The organism is Pyxidicoccus sp. M15 (assembly GCF_056858435.1).
On the sequence record NZ_CM166495.1, the window covers coordinates 4,121,674 to 4,139,756 of the forward strand.

The 18,083-nt window shown below is 70.9% G+C and carries 15 protein-coding genes; 6 read left to right on the top strand and 9 right to left on the bottom strand.

Going from position 1 to position 18,083, the window contains the following annotated elements; all coding sequences use genetic code 11:
* On the bottom strand, positions 1–372 hold the full coding sequence (locus tag ACX9TP_RS15490; protein WP_267854970.1) for an NADH-quinone oxidoreductase subunit A: 372 nt from the start codon (positions 370–372) through the stop codon (positions 1–3).
* Positions 373–613: 241 nt separating this feature from the next.
* Here ACX9TP_RS15490 and ACX9TP_RS15495 point away from each other — a divergent pair, with 241 nt between their 5' ends.
* Positions 614–2,227, top strand: a complete 1,614-nt coding sequence (locus tag ACX9TP_RS15495; RefSeq protein WP_482980496.1) for a methyl-accepting chemotaxis protein — start codon at positions 614–616, stop codon at positions 2,225–2,227.
* Here ACX9TP_RS15495 and ACX9TP_RS15500 read toward each other — a convergent pair.
* Complete coding sequence (locus tag ACX9TP_RS15500) at positions 2,224–2,448, bottom strand: amphi-Trp domain-containing protein (protein ID WP_482980497.1); 225 nt, start codon at positions 2,446–2,448, stop codon at positions 2,224–2,226. The genes ACX9TP_RS15495 and ACX9TP_RS15500 overlap by 4 nt on opposite strands.
* 90 nt (positions 2,449–2,538) lie before the next feature.
* Here ACX9TP_RS15500 and ACX9TP_RS15505 point away from each other — a divergent pair, with 90 nt between their 5' ends.
* A complete protein-coding gene (locus ACX9TP_RS15505) occupies positions 2,539–3,939 on the top strand; it encodes a pyridoxal phosphate-dependent decarboxylase family protein (protein ID WP_482980498.1) in 1,401 nt (466 codons plus the stop codon).
* A gap of 76 nt (positions 3,940–4,015) precedes the next feature.
* Here ACX9TP_RS15505 and ACX9TP_RS15510 read toward each other — a convergent pair whose 3' ends face one another.
* From ACX9TP_RS15510 to ACX9TP_RS15530, 5 genes are all read right to left on the bottom strand, one after another.
* Positions 4,016–4,921, bottom strand: coding sequence for an SPFH domain-containing protein (locus ACX9TP_RS15510; protein WP_482980499.1), 906 nt, complete (start codon positions 4,919–4,921; stop codon positions 4,016–4,018).
* Positions 4,914–5,939: an SPFH domain-containing protein gene (locus ACX9TP_RS15515; RefSeq protein WP_482980500.1), complete on the bottom strand. Its 1,026-nt coding sequence runs from the start codon at positions 5,937–5,939 to the stop codon at positions 4,914–4,916. The genes ACX9TP_RS15510 and ACX9TP_RS15515 overlap by 8 nt, the downstream gene beginning before the upstream one ends.
* 14 nt (positions 5,940–5,953) lie before the next feature.
* Positions 5,954–6,844 (bottom strand): sigma-70 family RNA polymerase sigma factor, encoded by an 891-nt coding sequence (locus ACX9TP_RS15520; protein WP_482980501.1) that lies wholly within the window; start codon positions 6,842–6,844, stop codon positions 5,954–5,956.
* 82 nt (positions 6,845–6,926) lie between these two features.
* Positions 6,927–10,031 carry a tetratricopeptide repeat protein gene (locus tag ACX9TP_RS15525; RefSeq protein WP_482980502.1) on the bottom strand — a complete coding sequence of 1,035 codons (3,105 nt, stop codon included), beginning with the start codon at positions 10,029–10,031 and terminating at the stop codon, positions 6,927–6,929.
* An 82-nt stretch (positions 10,032–10,113) separates the two neighbouring features.
* Positions 10,114–10,932 carry a PHP domain-containing protein gene (locus ACX9TP_RS15530; protein WP_482980503.1) on the bottom strand — a complete coding sequence of 273 codons (819 nt, stop codon included), beginning with the start codon at positions 10,930–10,932 and terminating at the stop codon, positions 10,114–10,116.
* Positions 10,933–11,098: 166 nt separating this feature from the next.
* On the opposite strand from ACX9TP_RS15530, the gene ACX9TP_RS15535 reads away from it, so the two are divergent.
* Genes ACX9TP_RS15535 through ACX9TP_RS15545 form a run of 3 tightly spaced genes read left to right on the top strand, consistent with a single transcriptional unit; the run spans position 11,099 to position 13,147 of the window.
* A complete protein-coding gene (locus tag ACX9TP_RS15535; RefSeq protein ID WP_482980504.1) occupies positions 11,099–11,401 on the top strand; it encodes a hypothetical protein in 303 nt (100 codons plus the stop codon).
* Positions 11,402–11,458: 57 nt separating this feature from the next.
* A complete protein-coding gene (locus tag ACX9TP_RS15540; protein WP_482980505.1) occupies positions 11,459–12,682 on the top strand; it encodes a deoxyhypusine synthase family protein in 1,224 nt (407 codons plus the stop codon).
* Positions 12,683–12,712: 30 nt separating this feature from the next.
* Positions 12,713–13,147, top strand: coding sequence for an OsmC family protein (locus tag ACX9TP_RS15545; protein WP_163997005.1), 435 nt, complete (start codon positions 12,713–12,715; stop codon positions 13,145–13,147).
* A 23-nt stretch (positions 13,148–13,170) separates the two neighbouring features.
* Here the strand turns inward: ACX9TP_RS15545 and ACX9TP_RS15550 are convergent, their stop codons facing one another.
* The gene (locus ACX9TP_RS15550) at positions 13,171–15,180 is read right to left on the bottom strand and encodes a PAS domain-containing hybrid sensor histidine kinase/response regulator (RefSeq protein WP_482980506.1); all 2,010 of its coding nucleotides are present in this window, start codon (positions 15,178–15,180) and stop codon (positions 13,171–13,173) included.
* 235 nt (positions 15,181–15,415) lie between these two features.
* Here ACX9TP_RS15550 and ACX9TP_RS15555 point away from each other — a divergent pair, with 235 nt between their 5' ends.
* Positions 15,416–15,943 (top strand): hypothetical protein, encoded by a 528-nt coding sequence (locus tag ACX9TP_RS15555; protein ID WP_482980507.1) that lies wholly within the window; start codon positions 15,416–15,418, stop codon positions 15,941–15,943.
* Positions 15,944–16,024: 81 nt separating this feature from the next.
* Here ACX9TP_RS15555 and speA read toward each other — a convergent pair whose 3' ends face one another.
* Entirely contained in the window at positions 16,025–18,040 is a 2,016-nt protein-coding gene (gene speA, locus ACX9TP_RS15560) for a biosynthetic arginine decarboxylase (protein WP_482980508.1), read from the bottom strand.
* Between the last annotated feature and the right edge of the window lie 43 nt (positions 18,041–18,083).

The window sequence follows — 18,083 nt, forward strand, 5'->3', positions numbered from 1 at the left end:
TCAGCTCTCCCAGTCCAGGGCGCCCTTCTTCCAGATGTAGATGAGGCCCACCACGAGCGTCACCGCGAAGATGAGCATCTCGATGTAGCCGAACCAGCCGAGCGCCTTGAAGTTGACCGCCCAGGGGTACAGGAACACCGCTTCGACGTCGAACACGATGAACAACAGGGCCACCACGTAGAACTTCACCGCGAAGCGCTGGCGCGCCGGGCCGGTCGACTCGGAGCCGGCCTCGAAGCTGGTGGACTTGATGGCGCTCGGACGCCGGGGCCCCAGGCGGGTGGTGATCTGGGGAATGAGCATCGCCATGCCGCCGGCCAGCAGCAGGACCACTGCCAGCGGCAGGTAGGGCGAGAGTGGAGTGGGAGTCATCGCGCGCGGAACCTAATGACACCGCCCGCGCCATGTCAAAGGGAAAGTCCCCTCGGTCGCCGCTGCAACCCCTTGAGATGACGACGAAAAGCGGAGCTTGTCGGCCCACCCTCCGGGCCCCCCGTCCCGGCCTGCCGGCGCCCGTCGGCTCGGGTGTGGGGGTGGCGGGGGGCGCGTTTGACGCTCCGCGGAGGGACGCCTAGCGTCGCCGGACGTCGGCAGCGGCGTGGATCAGCTGGGGATGACCTCTGGCGGGGAGAAGACAGGCATGTGGGGCCGGCTCAGCTTGCGGATGCAGGTGGCCATCGCGGTGCTGGTGCCCTGCCTGGCGGTGGCCGTCTTCTCGGCGGTGTACTTCCCCTCCCGGCAGCGGCAAGTCAGCCTGGACCTGCTGGAGAAGCGGGTGCGCGTGGTGGGGCTGCTGATGGCGCAGCACCCCGCGCTGCTGGCGGCGGAGCGCGCTCCGGAGCCGGACAGGAAGGAGCTGGCCGCGGTGTTCAGCCGGCTCGAGTCGCCTGTCTCGCCGGACGGGAGCCGCGGCTTCACCGTGCTCTACCAGGCGCTGCTCGGTCCGGAAGGCGAGGCGGTGTACGGACAAGGCACCCGGCCCAGGGACGTCCAGGTGAAGAGCGCCGGTGCGCTCTCGGAGGGGACGTGTGAGACGTCCCGCTCGCCGGCGCGCGGCGAGGTGACGGCGGTGGCGGTGCACTGCGCGGCCGGTCGCCTCACCTACGTGGCGGTCTTCGGTGTGGAGGGCGCGGCGTTCTCGCTGGTGGACCTGCACGGGTCCGCGGTGGCGGGACTGGCGGGCGCGCTGCTTTTGGGCCTGATTTTGGCGTTCCTCATCAGCCGCAACATCGTCGAGCCCGTGTCGCGCGTGACGGAGGTGGTGCGGGACGTGACGCGCGGGGACATGTCGCGCGGGGAGCTGGACGTGCCGGCCACGGGCGAGGTGCGGCTCATGGCGCAGTCGTTCAACCAGATGCTCGGCACGCTGCGCTCCACGGTGATGGAGCTGATGTCCCGGACGGAGCAGCTCTCCGGCGCCTCGCGCGGGCTGCTGGGCGCGTCCGCGGACCAGGAGCACGTCATCAGCCAGCAGGCCGCCTACGCGCAGCAGATTGCCGCGACGTTCGAGGAGCTGAGCCGCACGGCGGAGCAGATCTCCAGCTCCACCGAGGTGGTGGAGTCCGCCGCGCGCCGCACGCACGAGGCGGTGGCCGAGGCCATGGCCGTGGTGGCCCAGGTGGTCGCCGGCATCAACGACATCCGCACCGAGTCCAAGGGCGTGGCGGACGCCATCGTCGGGCTGAACCAGGACCTCCAGCAGGTCTCCAAGATTGCCCAGGTCATCAACCAGGTGGCGGAGCGCTCGGACCTGCTCGCGCTGAACGCGGCGCTGGAGGGCACCAAGGCGGGCGAGGTGGGACGCGGCTTCTCGCTGGTGGCCGCGGAGATGCGCAAGCTGGCGGAGAACGTGTCCGCGTCCGCGCGCGACATCGCCCGCATCGTCGAGAAGGTGCAGGACTCCGGCGAGGAGGCGGCGTCCAAGGCGCGCGTGGGCATGGCCACCAGCGACCGCGGCGTGGAGGTGGCCGAGCAGGCCTCCTCCGTGTTCCAGCGCATCGTCGAGCTGGCGCGCGGCACCAGCGAGGCGGCGCGGCAGATCACCATCGCCACGCGCCAGCAGCGCCAGTCCAGCGAGCAGGCCGTGCAGGGGGCTCGCAACGTGGCGGAGCTGGTGAAGCAGGGCGTGGACGCCACCGGGCGCACCACCCGCATCGCCCAGGACCTGCAGGCGGTGGCCGAGGGGCTTACCGCCGTCACCAGCCGCTTCAAGACGACGCGGAGCTAGCGCTCCCAGCGGAGCTGGAACTCCACCTCGTCCACGCCGCCCTCGCGCTCGTGCTCGATGTTGAAGAGCGCGTCGGCGGGGATGCGCAGGCGCTCTCCGGCGACCTGGATGCTGAACGCCTTGCCTGCTTCAATCGCATCCGCCAGCCGCCTCAGCTTCGCGACGAAGTCCTTGCGCGGGTAGGTCTTCTCCAGGTCTCTGTCGGGGCGCTTCTTCGCCATGGCTTCACCCACCGGGTGGAAGGAGGAAGGGCCCATCCTGCCAGCGAAGGGGCTCCAGGTGGGGCGCTCGTGCGTTAGCGTGCGCGCCCCATGAGCGCTCTGGATGTGACTCCCGCGCAGTTCCGCCGTCTCGCCGACCGCATCTCCTCGCTGGCGGAGCAGTGGCTCGAGGAGCTGGACTCGCGGCGCATCGCCCCCGCCACCACGGGCGCCGCCACGGACGCGCTGTTCGCGGACGGCCTGCCGGAAGAGGGGATGAAGGACGCGGCGCTGGAGGCGCTGAAGCCGCTGATGGACGGCTCCCGCGCGGGCAACGCGCGCTTCCTGGCGTACGTGTTCGGCTCGGGAGAGCCGGTGGGCGTGCTGGGCGACTACGTGGCCAGCGTCATCAACCAGAACGTCACCGCGTGGCGCTCCGCGCCCACGGTGGTGAGCCTGGAGCGCGCGGTGGTGCGGAGCCTCGCGCGCGCGGTGGGCTGCGACGGCTTCACCGGGAGCTTCGCGGGCGGAGGCTCGGCGGCGAACCTCATGGGGCTGGCGATGGCTCGCGAGGCCCTGGCTCCCGCCAACGACGAGGGCGCTCCCTCCGGCGTGGTGTACGCCTCGTCGGAGGTCCACATGTCCATCCCCAAGGCGATGGCGCTGCTGGGCCTGGGGCGGAAGAACCTGCGGCTCATTCCCACGGACTCGGCGTGGCGCCTGCGCCCCGAGTTGCTCGAGCGCGCCATCGCCGAGGACGTCGCGGCCGGACGGCGCCCGCTGGCGGTGGTGGCCACCGCGGGCACCGTCAACACCGGCGCGGTGGACCCGCTGCCCGCCGTGTCCCGCATCGCCCGCGCGCACGGCCTGTGGATGCACGTGGACGGCGCCTACGGGGCGCTCGCCGCCATGGCCCTGCCGGAGCAATTCGAGGGCCTGTCGCTGGCGGACTCGCTGTCCATGGACGCGCACAAGTGGCTCTACCAGCCGGCGGACTGCGGCGTGCTGCTGTTCCGCGACGCGGGCGCCGCGCGCAAGGCCTTCTCCTTCAGCGGCGACTACGTGCGCACCATGACGGCGGACTCGGTGGAGGGCTTCGCTTTCTTCGACGAGTCCATGGAGCTGTCCCGCCGCGCCCGCGCGCTGAAGGTGTGGCTCTCCGTGCGCTACCACGGCCTCGCGGCCTTCCGGGAGGCCATGCGCCGCGACGTGGAGAACGCGCGTCGCATGGAGGCCCTCGTCCGCGCCGCGCCCGCGCTGGAGCTGCTCGCCCCCGCGACGCTGAGCGCGGTGTGCTTCCGCTACGCGGGGAGCCTCCCCGAGGCGGAGCGTGACGCCTTCAACGCCCGGCTGATGGCCCGCATCAACGCGCGCGGGCGCGCCTATCTCTCCAACGCCACGCTGCACGGACGCTTCGTGCTGCGCGCATGCTTCGTCAATCACCGCACCTCGCCCGAGGACGTGGACACGGTGGTGGCGGAGGTGCTCGCCGCCGCCGCGGAGCTTGCCTGAGCCTCTCGGTGGACCGCGGCCTGTCCGTCAGGGGGGAGCCCGCGAGCCAGGATGCTCGCGGGCTTCCGGCCCGGACCTACGTGCGGGACAGCGTGCGCGCCGTCAGCAGCTGCGAGAGCAGCTCCCCGCGCTCACCTTCGGGCACCAGGGTGAGCTTCGCGCCGCTCTCCAGCAGCCGCTGTGTCTCCAGCAGCGAGAAGGTGGCCTCCAGCACCTCGGGGTCCTCGCCAATCTTCCGCAGCGCGGAGCCGACAATCTGGGGCCGCAGTGCGGCGGCGCGGGCGAACTCCACCGCGCTCTGCCGCTCGGCGGTGCTGGTGATGATGCTCACCTGGTTGGCGCCGTCCTGGCGGATGGCGCTCGTCACCTGGCGCAGCCGGTTGACGACCTTCTCTTCAATCTGGCGAATCATGTTCGCGTCGCGGAAGTGGACCTTGCGCACGTAGACGCTGCCCAGCTTGTAGCCCCACTCGTGGCTCTGGGGGCTGACCTCCGCGCGCACGGTGCGGCTCATCTCGTGCCGCGTCTCCAGCATGGCGGCCAGCTTCATGTTGGACAGGCAGCGCACGGCCGCGTTGCTCACGTTGGCGGCGAGGCTGCCGCGCGGGTCCGCGTTCTCGAAGAGGAAGCGCTTCGGGTCCGAGACGTACATCTCGTACCAGATGCCGATGCCCATCGGCGCGCCCTCCTCGGAGTTCACCGCCTGGCTGCGCAGGTACTGCTGGTCCAACCGCAGGTCGACCACCTGGCAGCGGCCCACCAGGTTCACGATGAGCGCCTTCCACCCCAGCTTCGGCCAGAGGAAGTGGAAGCCGGGCTCGTCCAGCGTGCACACCACCGAGCCGAAGAGCACGTACACCCGGCAGGTGCGCTCCTGGACGATGGCGTAGAAGCCGAACAGGCGGAGGAGGGCGAAGAAGATGGGGATGCCGATGGCCATGCCGAAGAAGCCGACGATGGCGCCCACGAGCGTGCTAACCATTCTTCACCCCCAGCACCACCGCCTGCGCCTTCTGGTACAGCCCCAGCCGGATGTTGCGCAGGTACGCCTGGAGCGCGCCCGGGCCGCTGCGCTTGAGCATCGAGAGCTCGTTGGAGAGGGCGACGAGAGGCTCCACCTCCGCCTGGGCCTTGAGCGTCTCGATTTCCACCGCGCGGCGGCTCTGGACGATTTTCTGGTCCGCGGCGGCCTGCGCGAGGCTGATGTCGCTGGAGACGTGGTTGTGCGCGGTGTTGATGGCGGCCAGCGCGCTCTCCACCTCCTGCGGCGGGTCGATGCCGGTGATGAGTGACGCCTCCAGCACCACGCCGTAGCGCGCCTCGCTGCCGCGGCACTCGTGGTCCATGTGCTCGTTGAGGTCTCTCAGGTTCTTTCGCAGGTCGTTGATGGACACACCTGACACGACGGCGGCCTCCAGGCTGTCCGGCTCGCGCGCGGTGGGGGGGGCCTCGAAGTTGGCGATGCGCTGGCGGAGGATGGAGATGAAGAAGCCCATGACGTGGGCCACCGGGTTCTTCACGCCGAAGAGGAAGGCGTAGAGGTTCTTCTCCGAGACGCGGTAGCGAATCTGCCCGGTGAGGCCGGTGTTGAGCTGGTCCTTGGTGACGGCGTCCACCATGGTGCCGCCCTGGTTGGCTTCCGGTGCCTCCGGGTCGAAGGCCATGTTGAGCGTCTGCGTGGCCACGGAGATCTTCCGCACCTGCTCCCAGGGCCACTTGAAGTACGGGCCGCCGGAGGAGATGACGCGCAGCTGCGGGTAGACGTAGCGCTCCTCGTCGGTGCGGGCGAGCCCCTCGGAGAGCGGGCCGTCGCGGTTGGTGAGGTTGGCGGAGAGGCGCTCGGCGCGGCCCAGCCGCACCTTTACCGCGCGCACGTTCTGGTCCACGGTGAAGAGGCCGCCCAGCACGTAGCGCACGAAGAGATAGGCGAGCGCGCCCAGGAGCACCCCGTTGAAGAGGTTCTGGACGAGCGTCGTCACTTCAGGGTCTGTCGAGTCCATGGCCCCGCAGCGTATCAGCCCTGGTCCATCAACCGGTGGAGGCTGAGGTCCAGCCGGCTCTGCACCAATCCCAGGAGACTCTCCAGTTCCTTCCCATTCAGTTTCAGCCGCGTGGCCAGCTCGCGGTGGGTGAGCTTGAGGAGCTTCTCGCGGGCCTGGACGACGTGGCGCGCGACGCTGGAGCGGGGCTCGCCGTACATCGTCGCGATGCGGTCCATGGTGAGGCCGTGCAGGTGGTGCAGGCGGAGCAGGGCGCGCTCGCGCTCGGTGAGCTCCGCGAGCGCGGCCTGGAGGGACTCGGTGAGCACCTGGCGCGAGTGGGCCTGGAGCAATTCGCGCTCCGGGTCCCCTCCCGACAGCAGGCGCTCCAGCGCCTGGGGCGTGTCGGAGAGCAACTCCTGACGGCCGGCCTGGCTGCGCAGCTCACGGGCGATGCGCGAGGCGACGATGCGCACCCAGCCTCCCAGCGCGCCCCGGCCGGAGTACTCGGCAATCTTCGGCGGTGTCCCCGCCACGCCCAGCAGCAGCCGCTGGCGTGCCACCTGGAGGACCTCGTCCAGCGTGACGCCGGGCGGCTGGCCCAGGCGCGTGGCCACCTTCGCCAGGACGTGACGCTCGAAGTGCCGCAGGGCCTGGGGTTCGCCCGCGGCGCATGCGCACGCGAGGTACAGGTCGGTGGCGTGCAAGGCGCGGAGCCCGTCGTCGGGAGCACCTTCCGGGGACAGGTGCCGCGCCAGGTGACGGAGGAAGTGCTCCGGCGCGAGCGTCACGTCGGGCCAGGCCTCCCGGCCCTTCGTGAGGTGCTCCTCCAGCAGTGCCTCCAGTCCGGGCACGGTGCTCAGCGCATCCCGCCGCTCGGGCGGCGCGTGCGCCAGTAGCAGCTCCGTGAGGGGCCCGGGTGTCATCGGGTGGCCTCGCTCGCGGGCAGTGCATTCCGCTGCTCGGCGGGCGTCCGCGCATGCGGCGGCGCCGTGAGGGCACGCGCCGTCATCGGGTGGCCTCGCTCACGGAAAGGGGATGCCGCGCCTGCCAGGCCACCACCTCGCGCAGCTCCGGGCGGGCGCGAATCCCCTGGGCCTCCAGCCAGCGCCGGGCCTCCTGGGCCAGCGTCATGGCGCGCGTCCGTGCCTCGGGCGAGCGTCGCTCCCACAGGGCGCGGGCCAGCAGGAACGACACCCGCGCCGCGTCCCGCCGGTCCAGCTGCGCCTTCGCGTCGATGCGCCGCGCGCGCTCCAGCAGCCGCACGGCTTCCTCATGCGCGCCCAGGCCCAGCTGCGCCTCACCGAGGCACGAGAGGTCCAGCGCGGCGTCCGGGCTCTCCGCCCCCTGCGTCGCCTCGTCGAGCTTCAGCGTCCGCTGGCAGTGCGCGAGCGCGGCCTTCCACCCGCCCGCCGTCAGGTCCACCCGGGCGAGGTCTCGCAGCACGCCGGTGGTCACCGCGGTGTCCGGGCCGTTCTCCTTCTCCAGCATCGTCAGCGCGCGAAGCAGGCTCTTGCGTGCCTCGTCGGGGCGGCCCGCGCGCAGGTGGATGAGGGCCAGATTGCGCAGCGGCTGCTCCGCGCGCGGCGTGTCCGGCCCCAGGCCCCGGTGGAGTCGCTCCAGCGCCTGCTGGTTGTACGTGAGCGCCTCGTCGAGCTGCTGCGAGTCATAGGCCACCATCCCCAGCCCCGCGAGCGCGGTGGCGGTGCTGGGGTGGTCCGGGCCCTTGCTGCGCTCGAAGAGGGCGAGCGCGCGCTGGTAGGACTGCCGCGCCTCGTCCAGCCGGCCCTCGCGCCGCAGGAGCACGGCGAGGTTGTTGAGCGGCGCGGCGAGGCTCGGGTGCTCCTTCGAGCGCGCCGCCTCCAGCAACGCGAGCGAGCGCTGGAACGTGGCGAGCGCCTCACCGGTGCGGCCCAGGGCGAGCAGCTCCGTGGCGATGTTGTTGAGGTTGACCGCGAGCACCGGGTGCTCGGGGCTCCACTGCCGCTCCTTCAGCGCGTGGGCCTGCGCCTGGCGGTACAGGTCCAGCGACTCCTCCGCGCGCAGCTGGCGCGAGCGCACCCGGCCCAGTCCGGAGAGGAAGTACGTGGTGCGAAGCCGCTCGGGGCCGGTGGCCTTGCGAGACAGCTCCAGTCCCTGCGTGTACTCCGTCTCCGCCTCGTCCAGCTTGCCCTGCACGAGCCGCAGCCCGCCCATGCGCAGGTGCAGGTCCATGGCGATGGCGGGGAAGCGCTCGCGGCCCAGCCGCTCCACCGCGGCGCGTGCGTGGTGGACGATCCGGTTGGCCTCGTCCATCCGCGCCAGCTGGTCCCCCACCACCCACAAGAGGAGAGTCCAGACGCGGGCCACCGTCTCGTCGTCGCGCCCGGCCTCGGCCGCCCACAGGGCCTTGTAGAGGATGTCCTCGGCGTCTTTCGGCTTGCCGGTGAGGCTTTTCAAGTACCCGTGCTGCGCGAGCACCTCGGCCTCCAGCGGGCGGTAGTCGAGCCCCTTCATCTCCTCGAGCAGGGCCGTGGTGACCTCGAGCGCCGAGGTGTGGTTGCCCACCTCCATGCGGGCGCGGACGTCGGCCAGCCGGCGGCGCACGGAGTCCACGCGCGGGCGCAGCGCCTCCGCGGGCTGCGGGCGGGTGGCGAGCGCGGACGCGTCCACACACCCGGAGAGCCCCTCCAGCGAGGCCATCAGCTGCGGCGCGTTCTGCACCGTCTGCGCGTCGGCCTTCTCCAGCACGTCGGTGATGGCGGCCAGGTGCCACAGCCGCGCGTCCAGGCACGCCGCCGTCTGCCAGGAAACGTTGGAGTCATCGCGCGCGGCGAGGCAGGAGACGGTGCGCAGCGAGCGCCACGCGTCGGCCTGCGCGTCCATCGTGGTCGCGACGGTCTCCCACGCGGACGCCGCGTAGGGCTTGCCGGTGGCGAGGAAGGCCTCGCGGATGCGCTCGCGGCGCTCGGGGCTCCAGACGGTGGTGAGCTTGTCCGCGTCCTGGGCGCAGCGCGCCTCGTCCCGGTGCGCCACCACGTAGCCCACCGTCAGCCCCAGCATGCTGGCCACACCCGCGGAGGCCGCCATCCAGGTGCGGATGCGCAGGGCCCTCGGCGCCAGCTCCGCCAGCAGCGCGTCCATGGAGGGGAAGCGCTCCTCGGGCCGCGCGCGCAGGCCGCGCAGCACCGCGCGCCGCACCCGCGCGGGCACCTTCGACTCGCGCTCCGGCGCTCGCACGCGTCCCTCGCGCGCCGCGCGGGCCAGCTCCTCCAGGCTGTGGCCCTCGAAGGGGCGCACGCCGTGGAGGGCTTCATAGAGCGCGACGCAGAAGCTGAACTGGTCCGAGCGCGCATCCACGCCGTGGCCCCGTTGCTGCTCGGGCGCCATGTACGCCGGCGTGCCCACCAGCACGCCCGTGCGGGTGAGGGGCGCCGGGCCGGGCCTGTCCGCGACGGGCGCGGGAGCCCCCGGCGCGCGGAGCCACCGGTTGGAGGGACGGGCGAGGCCGAAGTCCGTCACCCGCACCCGGCCGTCCTGCCCGACGAGGACGTTGCTCGGCTTGAAGTCGCGGTGCACCAGGCCCGCCGCGTGCGCGGCCGCCAGCCCGCGTCCGGCGTCACGGAAGACGCGCAGCACCTCCTTCAGCGGGCGGGGCTGCTTCAGCCACTCGGAGAGGGTGGTGCCCTCCACCAATTCCAGCGCCAGGAAGAGGCAGTCCCCGGCCACGCCCACGTCGTGCACGGTGACGACGTGCGGGTGCGCCAGGCGCGCCAGGGCCTGGGCCTCGCGCAGCAGCCGCACGCGCAGCTCCTCCAGGTGGCGGCCCTCCGGACGCAGCAGCTTGAGGGCCACCTGCCGGTCCAGCTCCGGGTCATAGGCCGCGTAGACCTCGCCCATGGCGCCCCGGCCAATGCGCTCCAGCACCACGTACCGCGCCAGCGTGGAGCCCTGGGCCAGCGCGGGCCGCTCCGCCAGCACCTCCGGCAGGGCCACCGTGGAGCTGGCCCCCATCGCCACGTGCTCCTGGCAGCCCTCGCAGCCCTCCACGTGCGCCAGCACGCGCACGCGCTGCTCCTCTGGGAGCAGGCCTTCGAGGAAGTCGCTCAGCGTCGTCTCGCTCGGGCACTCCATGGAGAGGGGAAGCGTACCAAAAAATCCGCGTTCCTCTCTTTTTCCCAGATTTGGGGAGTGGGGGTGGCGGACACCCCACCGCTCAGGCGGCGGCCCGGGCCCGGAGCTTCGCGAACAGCTCTGGCGGCATGGCGGCGTCACCCAGCTTGTGGTCGGGGGAGACGGCCTCGCCGTGGAAGTCGCTGCCGGAGGTGGGCACCAGGTCCAGCTCCTTCGCCAGCCCGAGGTACTTCTGCTTCACGCTGGGGTTGTGGTCCGAGTGGAGCACCTCCAGCCCGGCCAGCCCGGCCTTGGCCAGCGCGCGAATCTCCTGCCGCTCCATGCGCGAGGAGCCCGGGTGGGCCAGGGTGGCGGTGCCGCCGGCCTTGCGGATGAGGCGGATGGCCTCCGTGCCCTCCAGCTTGTACCGGTCCACCCAGGCCGCGCCCCGCGTGCCCAGGAAGCGGTCGAAGGCCGCCTTCACGTCCACCGCCCAGCCCTTCTCCACCAGCACCCGCGCCAGGTGGGGCCGGCCCAGCTGCGCGTTGCCCGCCACCTCGCGCACGTGCTCCATCCGCACGGGGTAGCCGAGCTGCCGCATGCGCTCCAGCATCGCCTCCATGCGCGTGTCGCGCTCATGGCGCAGCCGCTCGGAGAAGCGGGCGATGTCCTCGTCGTCCGGCCGCAGGAAGTGCCCGAGGATGTGCACCTCGCGCCCGTGGATGAACGCGGACAGCTCGATGCCCGGCACCAGCTCCACGCCGTGCGCGCGCGCCGCCTCCGCCGCCTCCGCCAGCCCCGCCACCGTGTCGTGGTCCGTCACCGCCAGCACCGTCACCCCGGCCGCCGCCGCCCGCGCGAGCAGCTCCGACGGCGGGTACTGGCCGTCGCTGGCGGTGGTGTGCGAGTGCAAGTCAATCAAGGCGGGGCTCCCCGGGCAGGTGGTGCACGTCACACCTACGTGAAGCGTGCGCTCTTGCACACCAACTTAAGGCGGTGGGCCTTCCGCCGCAGCGATGTTCGCTACCGCGCGGCGCGTCGAAGTCCACCTCCCGGGGCTTTTCGCCGGTGCCTAGAGTGGCCACCCCATGGGCAAGAAGAACGACACGACCATCGAGAACCGGGTGTACCTCTTCGAATCACTGGCCAGCAGCTACGTCTCCGCCGCGTCCGAGGAGCTCGGCTCGGACGACCCCGCCGTCCGCGAGCGCTCGCGGCGGGCCCTGGCGGAGCTGGCCTACGTGTCCTGCGTGGTGTCCGACACGGCACACCTGTCCGCCGAGCAGGTGAGGGACCGGGTGCTGGGTCTGCCGGAACCGGAGGACGCGCCGGGCGAGGCCACGCGCGATGACGTCGACAACGACGACGGGGGCAAGAAGCGCGGCAAGTAGCAGAGCGGAACACCCGGCGCTCCCCATGGGGGGCGCGGGGTGCTATGTCGCCGCGCCATGGCCAAGACCTCCTCGAACCCGAAGAAGTCCCTTCGCGCCGCGTACTCCGGGGCGCGCAAGGCAGACCCCCGCCCCATCACCGGCAAGGAGAAGCCCGCGGAGCTGCTCGCGCACGCCTTCAGCGCCTACGTGGGCCGCCAGGAGCGCACGGCCTTCGAGCTGATGTCCCAGTCGATGGAGCAGGACGCCTCCATCTTCCTCACGCTCTCCGGCGCCATGACGCCCGCGGGCCTGCACCAGAGCTGCCTGATTCCCCTCATCGAGAAGGGCGTCATCTCCGCCATCACGACGACGGGCGCCAACCTCTACCACGACGCGCACCGCATCATCGGCCACGCCATCCGCGAGGTGAACCCCAACGCGGGCGACCTCCAGTACCGCCTGGCGCGCATCATCCGCATCTACGACCTGGGCTTCTGGGAGGAGGCGCTGCTCGACACGGACCGGCTCTTCTCCGCCATCATCCGCGGCCCCGAGTTCCAGAAGAAGATGACCACGCCCGAGTTCCACTACCTGCTCGGCAAGGCCATCTACCAGATCGAGAAGAAGCTCGGCGTGAAGCAGCCGTCGCTTCTGGCCACGGCCTACAAGCACGCGGTGCCCATCTGGGTGGGCGCGGTGCAGGACGGCTCCATCTTCCTCAACGTCGTGAAGCTCAAGCGGCTGCTCGGCGACGAGTTCAAGTTCGAGCTCGACATCAACGACGACGTCTACTCCATGGCGGCCATGCAGCACTTCTGCCGGCACAACGGCAGCAAGCGGCTGGCCATCTGGATTCTGGGCGGCGGCGTGCCGAAGAACTACACGCTGCAGGGCGAGCCGCTGCTGGACCAGATCCTCAACGTCCCCACGACGGGCTTCGACATCGACGTGCAGTTCTGCGTGGACCCGGTGGACAACGGCGCGCTGTCCAGCTGCCCCGCCGGCGAGGGCCACACCTGGGGCAAGGTGTCGGTGGAGGCGGTGGAGACCGGCTCCGTCTACGTGCACTGCGACGTGACGGCGGTGTTCCCCTGGCTGACGCACGCGCTGCTCAACGAGCCGAAGAACAAGCGCAAGCCGATGCGGCTGATGGACCGGATGGCGGACGCGGTGAAGTTCCTCGACGCGGACGTGCAGAAGCGCCGCAAGTCGCTGATGAAGACGCTGGACTGGAGCGTCGAGGACGCCGAGCCCTCCACCGAGGACGATGCCAAGAAGCACGAGGCCTTCGTCCGCTGACCCACCGACTCACCCTTCAGGAGCGCCGACATGAGCCAGCCGCAGACTCCCGCCACGGGCGTGGTGATGACCCTGGTCAGCCAGCCCCAGTTCAAGACGCAGCTCACCCACGGCCCGTCCGGCACGGTGGCCGTCACCGAGGCGCCGCGTGACAACGGCGGCACCGGCGGCAGCTTCTCGCCCACGGACATGGTGGGCGCGGCGCTGCTGTCCTGCGCGGTGACGACGATGCACCTGGTCGCCTCGCGCGAGGGCATCTCCCTGGGCGAGGTGCGCGGCCGGGTGGAGAAGCGGATGACCCCGCCGCCGCGCCGCATTGGCGAGCTGGTGCTGGAGCTCCAGATGCCGGCGGGCCTCACCGCCGAGCAGCGCAAGCGCATGGAGGAGACGGCCCACGGCTGCCCCGTGGCCCGCAGCCTCCACCCGGACGTGAAGCTGCCGCTGACGTTCAGCTACCCGGACTGAAAGGGCCGGAGCAGGGGGCTGTCTCAGCCCCCGCTCCGGTGCCGCTGCGCGAGCGAGCTCAGCACCGCCAGAAGCTCCATCGGCTCCACGGGCTTGGGCAGGTGGTTCTGGAAGCCGGCGAACAGCACGCGCGCCCGGTCCTCCATGCGCGCATACGCGGTCAGGGCCACCGCGGGCAGCCGGCCCGGGTCTTTCCCCGGGAGCGCCCGGACCCGGCGGATGAAGGTGTAGCCGTCCTCCTCCGGCATGCCGATGTCCGAGAGGAGGATGTCCGGGGTCTCCTCCTCCACGGCGCGCAGCCCCCCGGCCGCGGAGCTGGCCAGCCTCACCCGCGCCCCGCAGCCCTCCAGCAGGGTCCGGAGCAGCTCGCGGCTGTCGTCCTCGTCGTCGACGACGAGGATGCGCAGGCCGTCGAGCTCCGGCGGGCAGAGGAAGCCGCGCTCCCGGGCCTCCTCCTGCAGGGCTCGCGGCACGGTGGCCTCGCGCCGCACGGCCACCGAGAGCGGCAGGCTCACGACGAAGGTGGAGCCCTGGCCTTCGCCCTCGCTGGAGACGGTGATCGTCCCCCCGTGTGCCTCCACCAGGTGCTTGACGATGGACAGGCCGAGCCCGAGTCCTCCCACGCTCCGCGTGGTCCCCCCTTCCGCCTGCCGGAAGCGCTCGAAGACATGCGGGAGGAAGTCGCGGGGGATGCCCTGGCCGGTGTCCGCGACGGTGATGTCCACCGAGGAGTCACGCCGCTCCACGAAGACCTGCACCCGGCCGCCCTTGGGGGTGAACTTCACCGCGTTGGACAGCAGGTTCCACACCACCTGCTGCAGCCGCATGGCGTCGCCCATGATGCTGCTCGTGGAGTCGATGGCGGACTGCAGGCGGATGTTCCGGGCCTCGGCCGCGGGCCGCACCGTCTCGAGCGCCTGCTCCACGGCGGCCCCGACGTTGATGGGCTGCACCGTGAGATGGAGCTTCCCGGACAGGATGCGGCTGACGTCGAGCAGGTCCTCGATGAGCTGGGCCTGGGCGCGGGCGTTGCGCTCCACCGTCTCCAGGGCGCGCGCGCTCCGCTCGGGAGAGAGCGTGCCGCCGCGCAGGATCTGCACCCAGCCGAGCATGGCGGACAGGGGCGTGCGCAGCTCGTGCGACACGGTGGCGAGGAACTCGTCCTTGAGGCGGTTGGCCTCCTCGGCCTGGGCGCGAGCCAGTTGCTCGCGCGCCAGCAGGGCCTCCCGTTGCTCCTCGACCTGCCGTCGCTCGGTGATGTCGATGACGCTGCCGATGTAGCCCAGGAACTCTCCGCCCGGCCCGAAGCGGGGGCTGGCCGCGTCGATGGCCCAGCGGTACTCGCCGTCGTGGCGCCGGAGGCGATACTCGAGGCGGAACGACTCCTGCCGGCTGTTGGCCTCGAGGAAGATGTCCCCCGCGCGTTTCGAGTCCTCCGGGTGGACGGCCGTGAGCCACCCCATGCCCAGTCCCGTCTCCTCGGTCTGCCCGGTGAAGTCGTACCAGCGCTGGTTCAGGTGGATGCAGCGGGCCTGGGCATCCGTCACCCAGAGCATGAAGGGCGCATGGTCCGACATGTTGCGGAAGCGCTCCTCGCTCTCCTGCAGCTTCGCCTCCGCCAGCTTGCGCTCGGTGATGTTCTTGAAGACGAGCGCCACCTGCCGCAGCTCGGGCCGGCCCACGCGGCTGGCATACACCTCGAACCAGCGCCCCATCGCCGGCGCGTGGTTCTCGAAGCGGACCGTCTCTCCGGTGAGCGCCACCTTCCCGTAGAGCCGGAACCAGGACTCGTCCAGCTCGGGGACCAGCTCGCGCGCCGTCCGGCCCCGGGCGTTCCGCAACCCCGTCTGCTCCTCGAACGTGGCGTTGACCTCCAGGAACCGGTAGTCGACGGGCCGCTCCTCGGCGTCGAAGAGCAGCTGCATGAGGCAGAACCCGTCGTCGATGGACTCGAAGAGCGCGCGATAGCGCTCCTCCGTCTCCCGGTGCCGCTCGGTCGCGTCGCCCTGCTCGGGCCTGGGTGCCTCGGACACGTCGTGTTCCTTCCGCCGCCCCGGGACTCCGGGGCCATGCGACAACCCTTCGCCGCAAGTGTTTCGTTACGCAAAACGTGTTTCGAGGACTTGTTCGCGGGAGTTCATGCGCTCGCGGCCCGGACGGGCAGGATGCCTGCCTGCCCTCCAGGCGACCCCCCTGGCCGGCCCTGCCAGGGGGGCAGGCCATGTCCAATCTCCCGGGCTGCGGGAGTGCGTAACCGGAGGGCATGGCATGGACGCGAAGCGGCTGGGCATCTACCTCAACGACCACCTGGCGGGCTCGGTGGGGGGCATCGAGCTGGCGCTCCGGACGGAGACGGAGAACCGGAGCAACCCGGTGGGGCGCTACCTGGCGGCGTTCATCCCCGAGCTGCGGCATGACCAGTCCATCCTCAGGTCCGTCATGCAGGCCTTGGAGCTGAAGGAGGACCCGCTCAAGAAGCGCGGGGCGTGGGTCTCCGAGAAGCTCGGGCGGCTCAAGCTGAATGGCTCGCTGGTGCGCTACTCCCCGCTGAGCCGGCTGGTGGAGCTGGAGGGGCTGTGCGTGGCCACGGAAGGTCGGCTGTCCCTGTGGCGCACGCTGGCGCGGCTGTCCGCGAAGGACACGCGCCTGGCCGGCTTCGACTTCGAGGCCCTCATCGCCCGCGGCGAGTCGCAGCAGCAGGCCCTCCAGCACCTGCGCGCCCGCGCCGCCGACGTGGCCTTCGCCGACGAGCCCGTGCCCTTCGGCTCCAGCGAGCCCGTCATCGCCAACCTCTGAAGACGCACGAAGCCCCCTGGCGCGACGTCCGCGGCAGGGGGCTTCTTGTGACTGCTTCAGCGGCTCAGGGCTTCAGCGCCGTCACGTGCCCGACGGGGGCAGCGTGTTGCGCTGGCCCGGGGTGGTGCTGGGCTGGGGCACCAGGCGCAGCTGGTTGGCGCTGCTGGCGAAGCTCGCGTCCACCTCGCGCTCCAGGTACGTGTAGCCGGACAGGCCGTCCTCGTACATGCGCAGCAGGCTGCGGGACTCGTCCAGGGTGATGCGGCCGTTGCGCAGCGCCAGCTCGGTGAACTTGCGCAGCTTCGCGACGAGGTCGTCCTTGGTGTAGCTGACGTAGTTCAGGACTTCCGTCACCGTGTCGCCCGCCACCACGTTGTCGATGAGGTAGCCGCCGTTGGGCCCCAGCGACACCTGCACGGCGTGCGTGTCGCCGAACAGGTTGTGCAAGTCGCCGAGAATCTCCTGGTACGCGCCCACCAGGAAGATGCCCAGGTAGTAGTCGTCGTCGTTGAGCGCGTGCAGCTCCAGCGCGTCCTTCACCTCGCGCTTGTCGATGAAGTGCTCAATCTTGCCGTCCGAGTCGCAGGTGATGTCCGCGAGCGTCGCCCGGCGCGTCGGCTTCTCCGCCAGCCGGTGGATGGGCATCATCGGGAAGAGCTGATCAATCGCCCACGAGTCCGGCAGCGACTGGAACACGGAGAAGTTGCAGAAGTAGGTGTCGCTGAGCGCCTTCTCCAGCGAGTCCAGCTCCTCGGGAATCTCGCCCGCCTCCTTCGCGATGCGCATGATCTTGTGGCAGGTGGCCCAGTAGATGTTCTCGGCCGCCACGCGCTGCTCGAGCGTCAGGTGGCCCAGGGAGAAGAGGGTGAGGCTCTCCTCCTTGGCGTCCTGCGCGTCGTGCCACGCCTCCAGGAGGTTCTTGTTGGTGACCTCCTTGAAGGTGGACATGAGGTTGCGCACCACCGACGGGGCCTTGTCGTCCACCTTCTCGGGGACTTGAGCCGGGTCGAACTCGCTGGTGCCCAGCACGTCCACCACCAGCACCGCGTGGTGGGCGACGACGGCGCGGCCGGACTCGGACACGAGGGTGGGGTGCGGCACGCCGGCCCTGTCACACGCCTCCATGACGCCGAACACCACGTCGTTGGCGTACTCCTCCGTGGTGTAGTTCATGGAGGAGGCGAAGTTCGTCTGTGAGCCGTCGTAGTCCACGCCCAGGCCGCCGCCCACGTCCAGGTACTTCAGCGGCGCGCCCTGGCGGGCCACCTCCACGTAGAAGCAGCCCACCTCGCGCAGCGCGTTCTTCACGTTGCGGATGTTGGAGATCTGGCTGCCCAGGTGGAAGTGCAGCAGCTCGAAGGAGGCGAGCATGCCCGTCTCCTTCATGAAGCCGATGCAGTTCATCAGCTCCGAGGACGACAGGCCGAACTTGGAGCGGTCTCCGCCGCTGGCCTCCCACTTGCCGGCGCCGCGCGTGGACAGCTTCACGCGCATGCCCAGCCGCGGGGCAATGCCCGTGCGGCGGGCGACTTCCGCGATGAGGGGCAGCTCGCTGGGCTTCTCCACCACGAGGATGACGTTGCGGCCCAGGCGCGAGTAGAAGAGCGCCGTCTCGATGTACTCCTCGTCCTTGTAGCCGTTGCAGATGACGAGCGCGTCCTCGTTGTCGAGCAGCGCCATCACCGCGAGCAGCTCCGGCTTGCTACCGGCCTCCAGGCCGTAGTTGTAGCCCTTGCCCGCCTCGATGATGGTCTCCACCACGTAGCGGTGCTGGTTCACCTTGATGGGGTACACGCCCCGGTAGCCGCCCTTGTAGCCCTGGTCGGTGATGGCCTTCTTGAACGCCTCGTTGAGGTGCACCACGCGGTGGCGCAGCACGTCCGTGAAGCGCAGGAGCAGCGGCAGCCCGATGCCCCGGCGGCGCACCTCGTCCACCAGCTCCTTGAGGTCCATGTTGGGCGCCTGCGGCCCGTCCGGGTGGACGCACACGTGGCCCTTTTCATTGATGCCGAAGTAGGGGTTGCCCCAGTTGCGGATTCCGTAGAGCTCGTGAGCGTCGGCAAGGGTCCAGCGGTGCGGAGGGGCGTTTGCGGGCATCGGCGTCTCGAGGCTCCCTGGGAAAAAGGGGGTGACTCCCGTG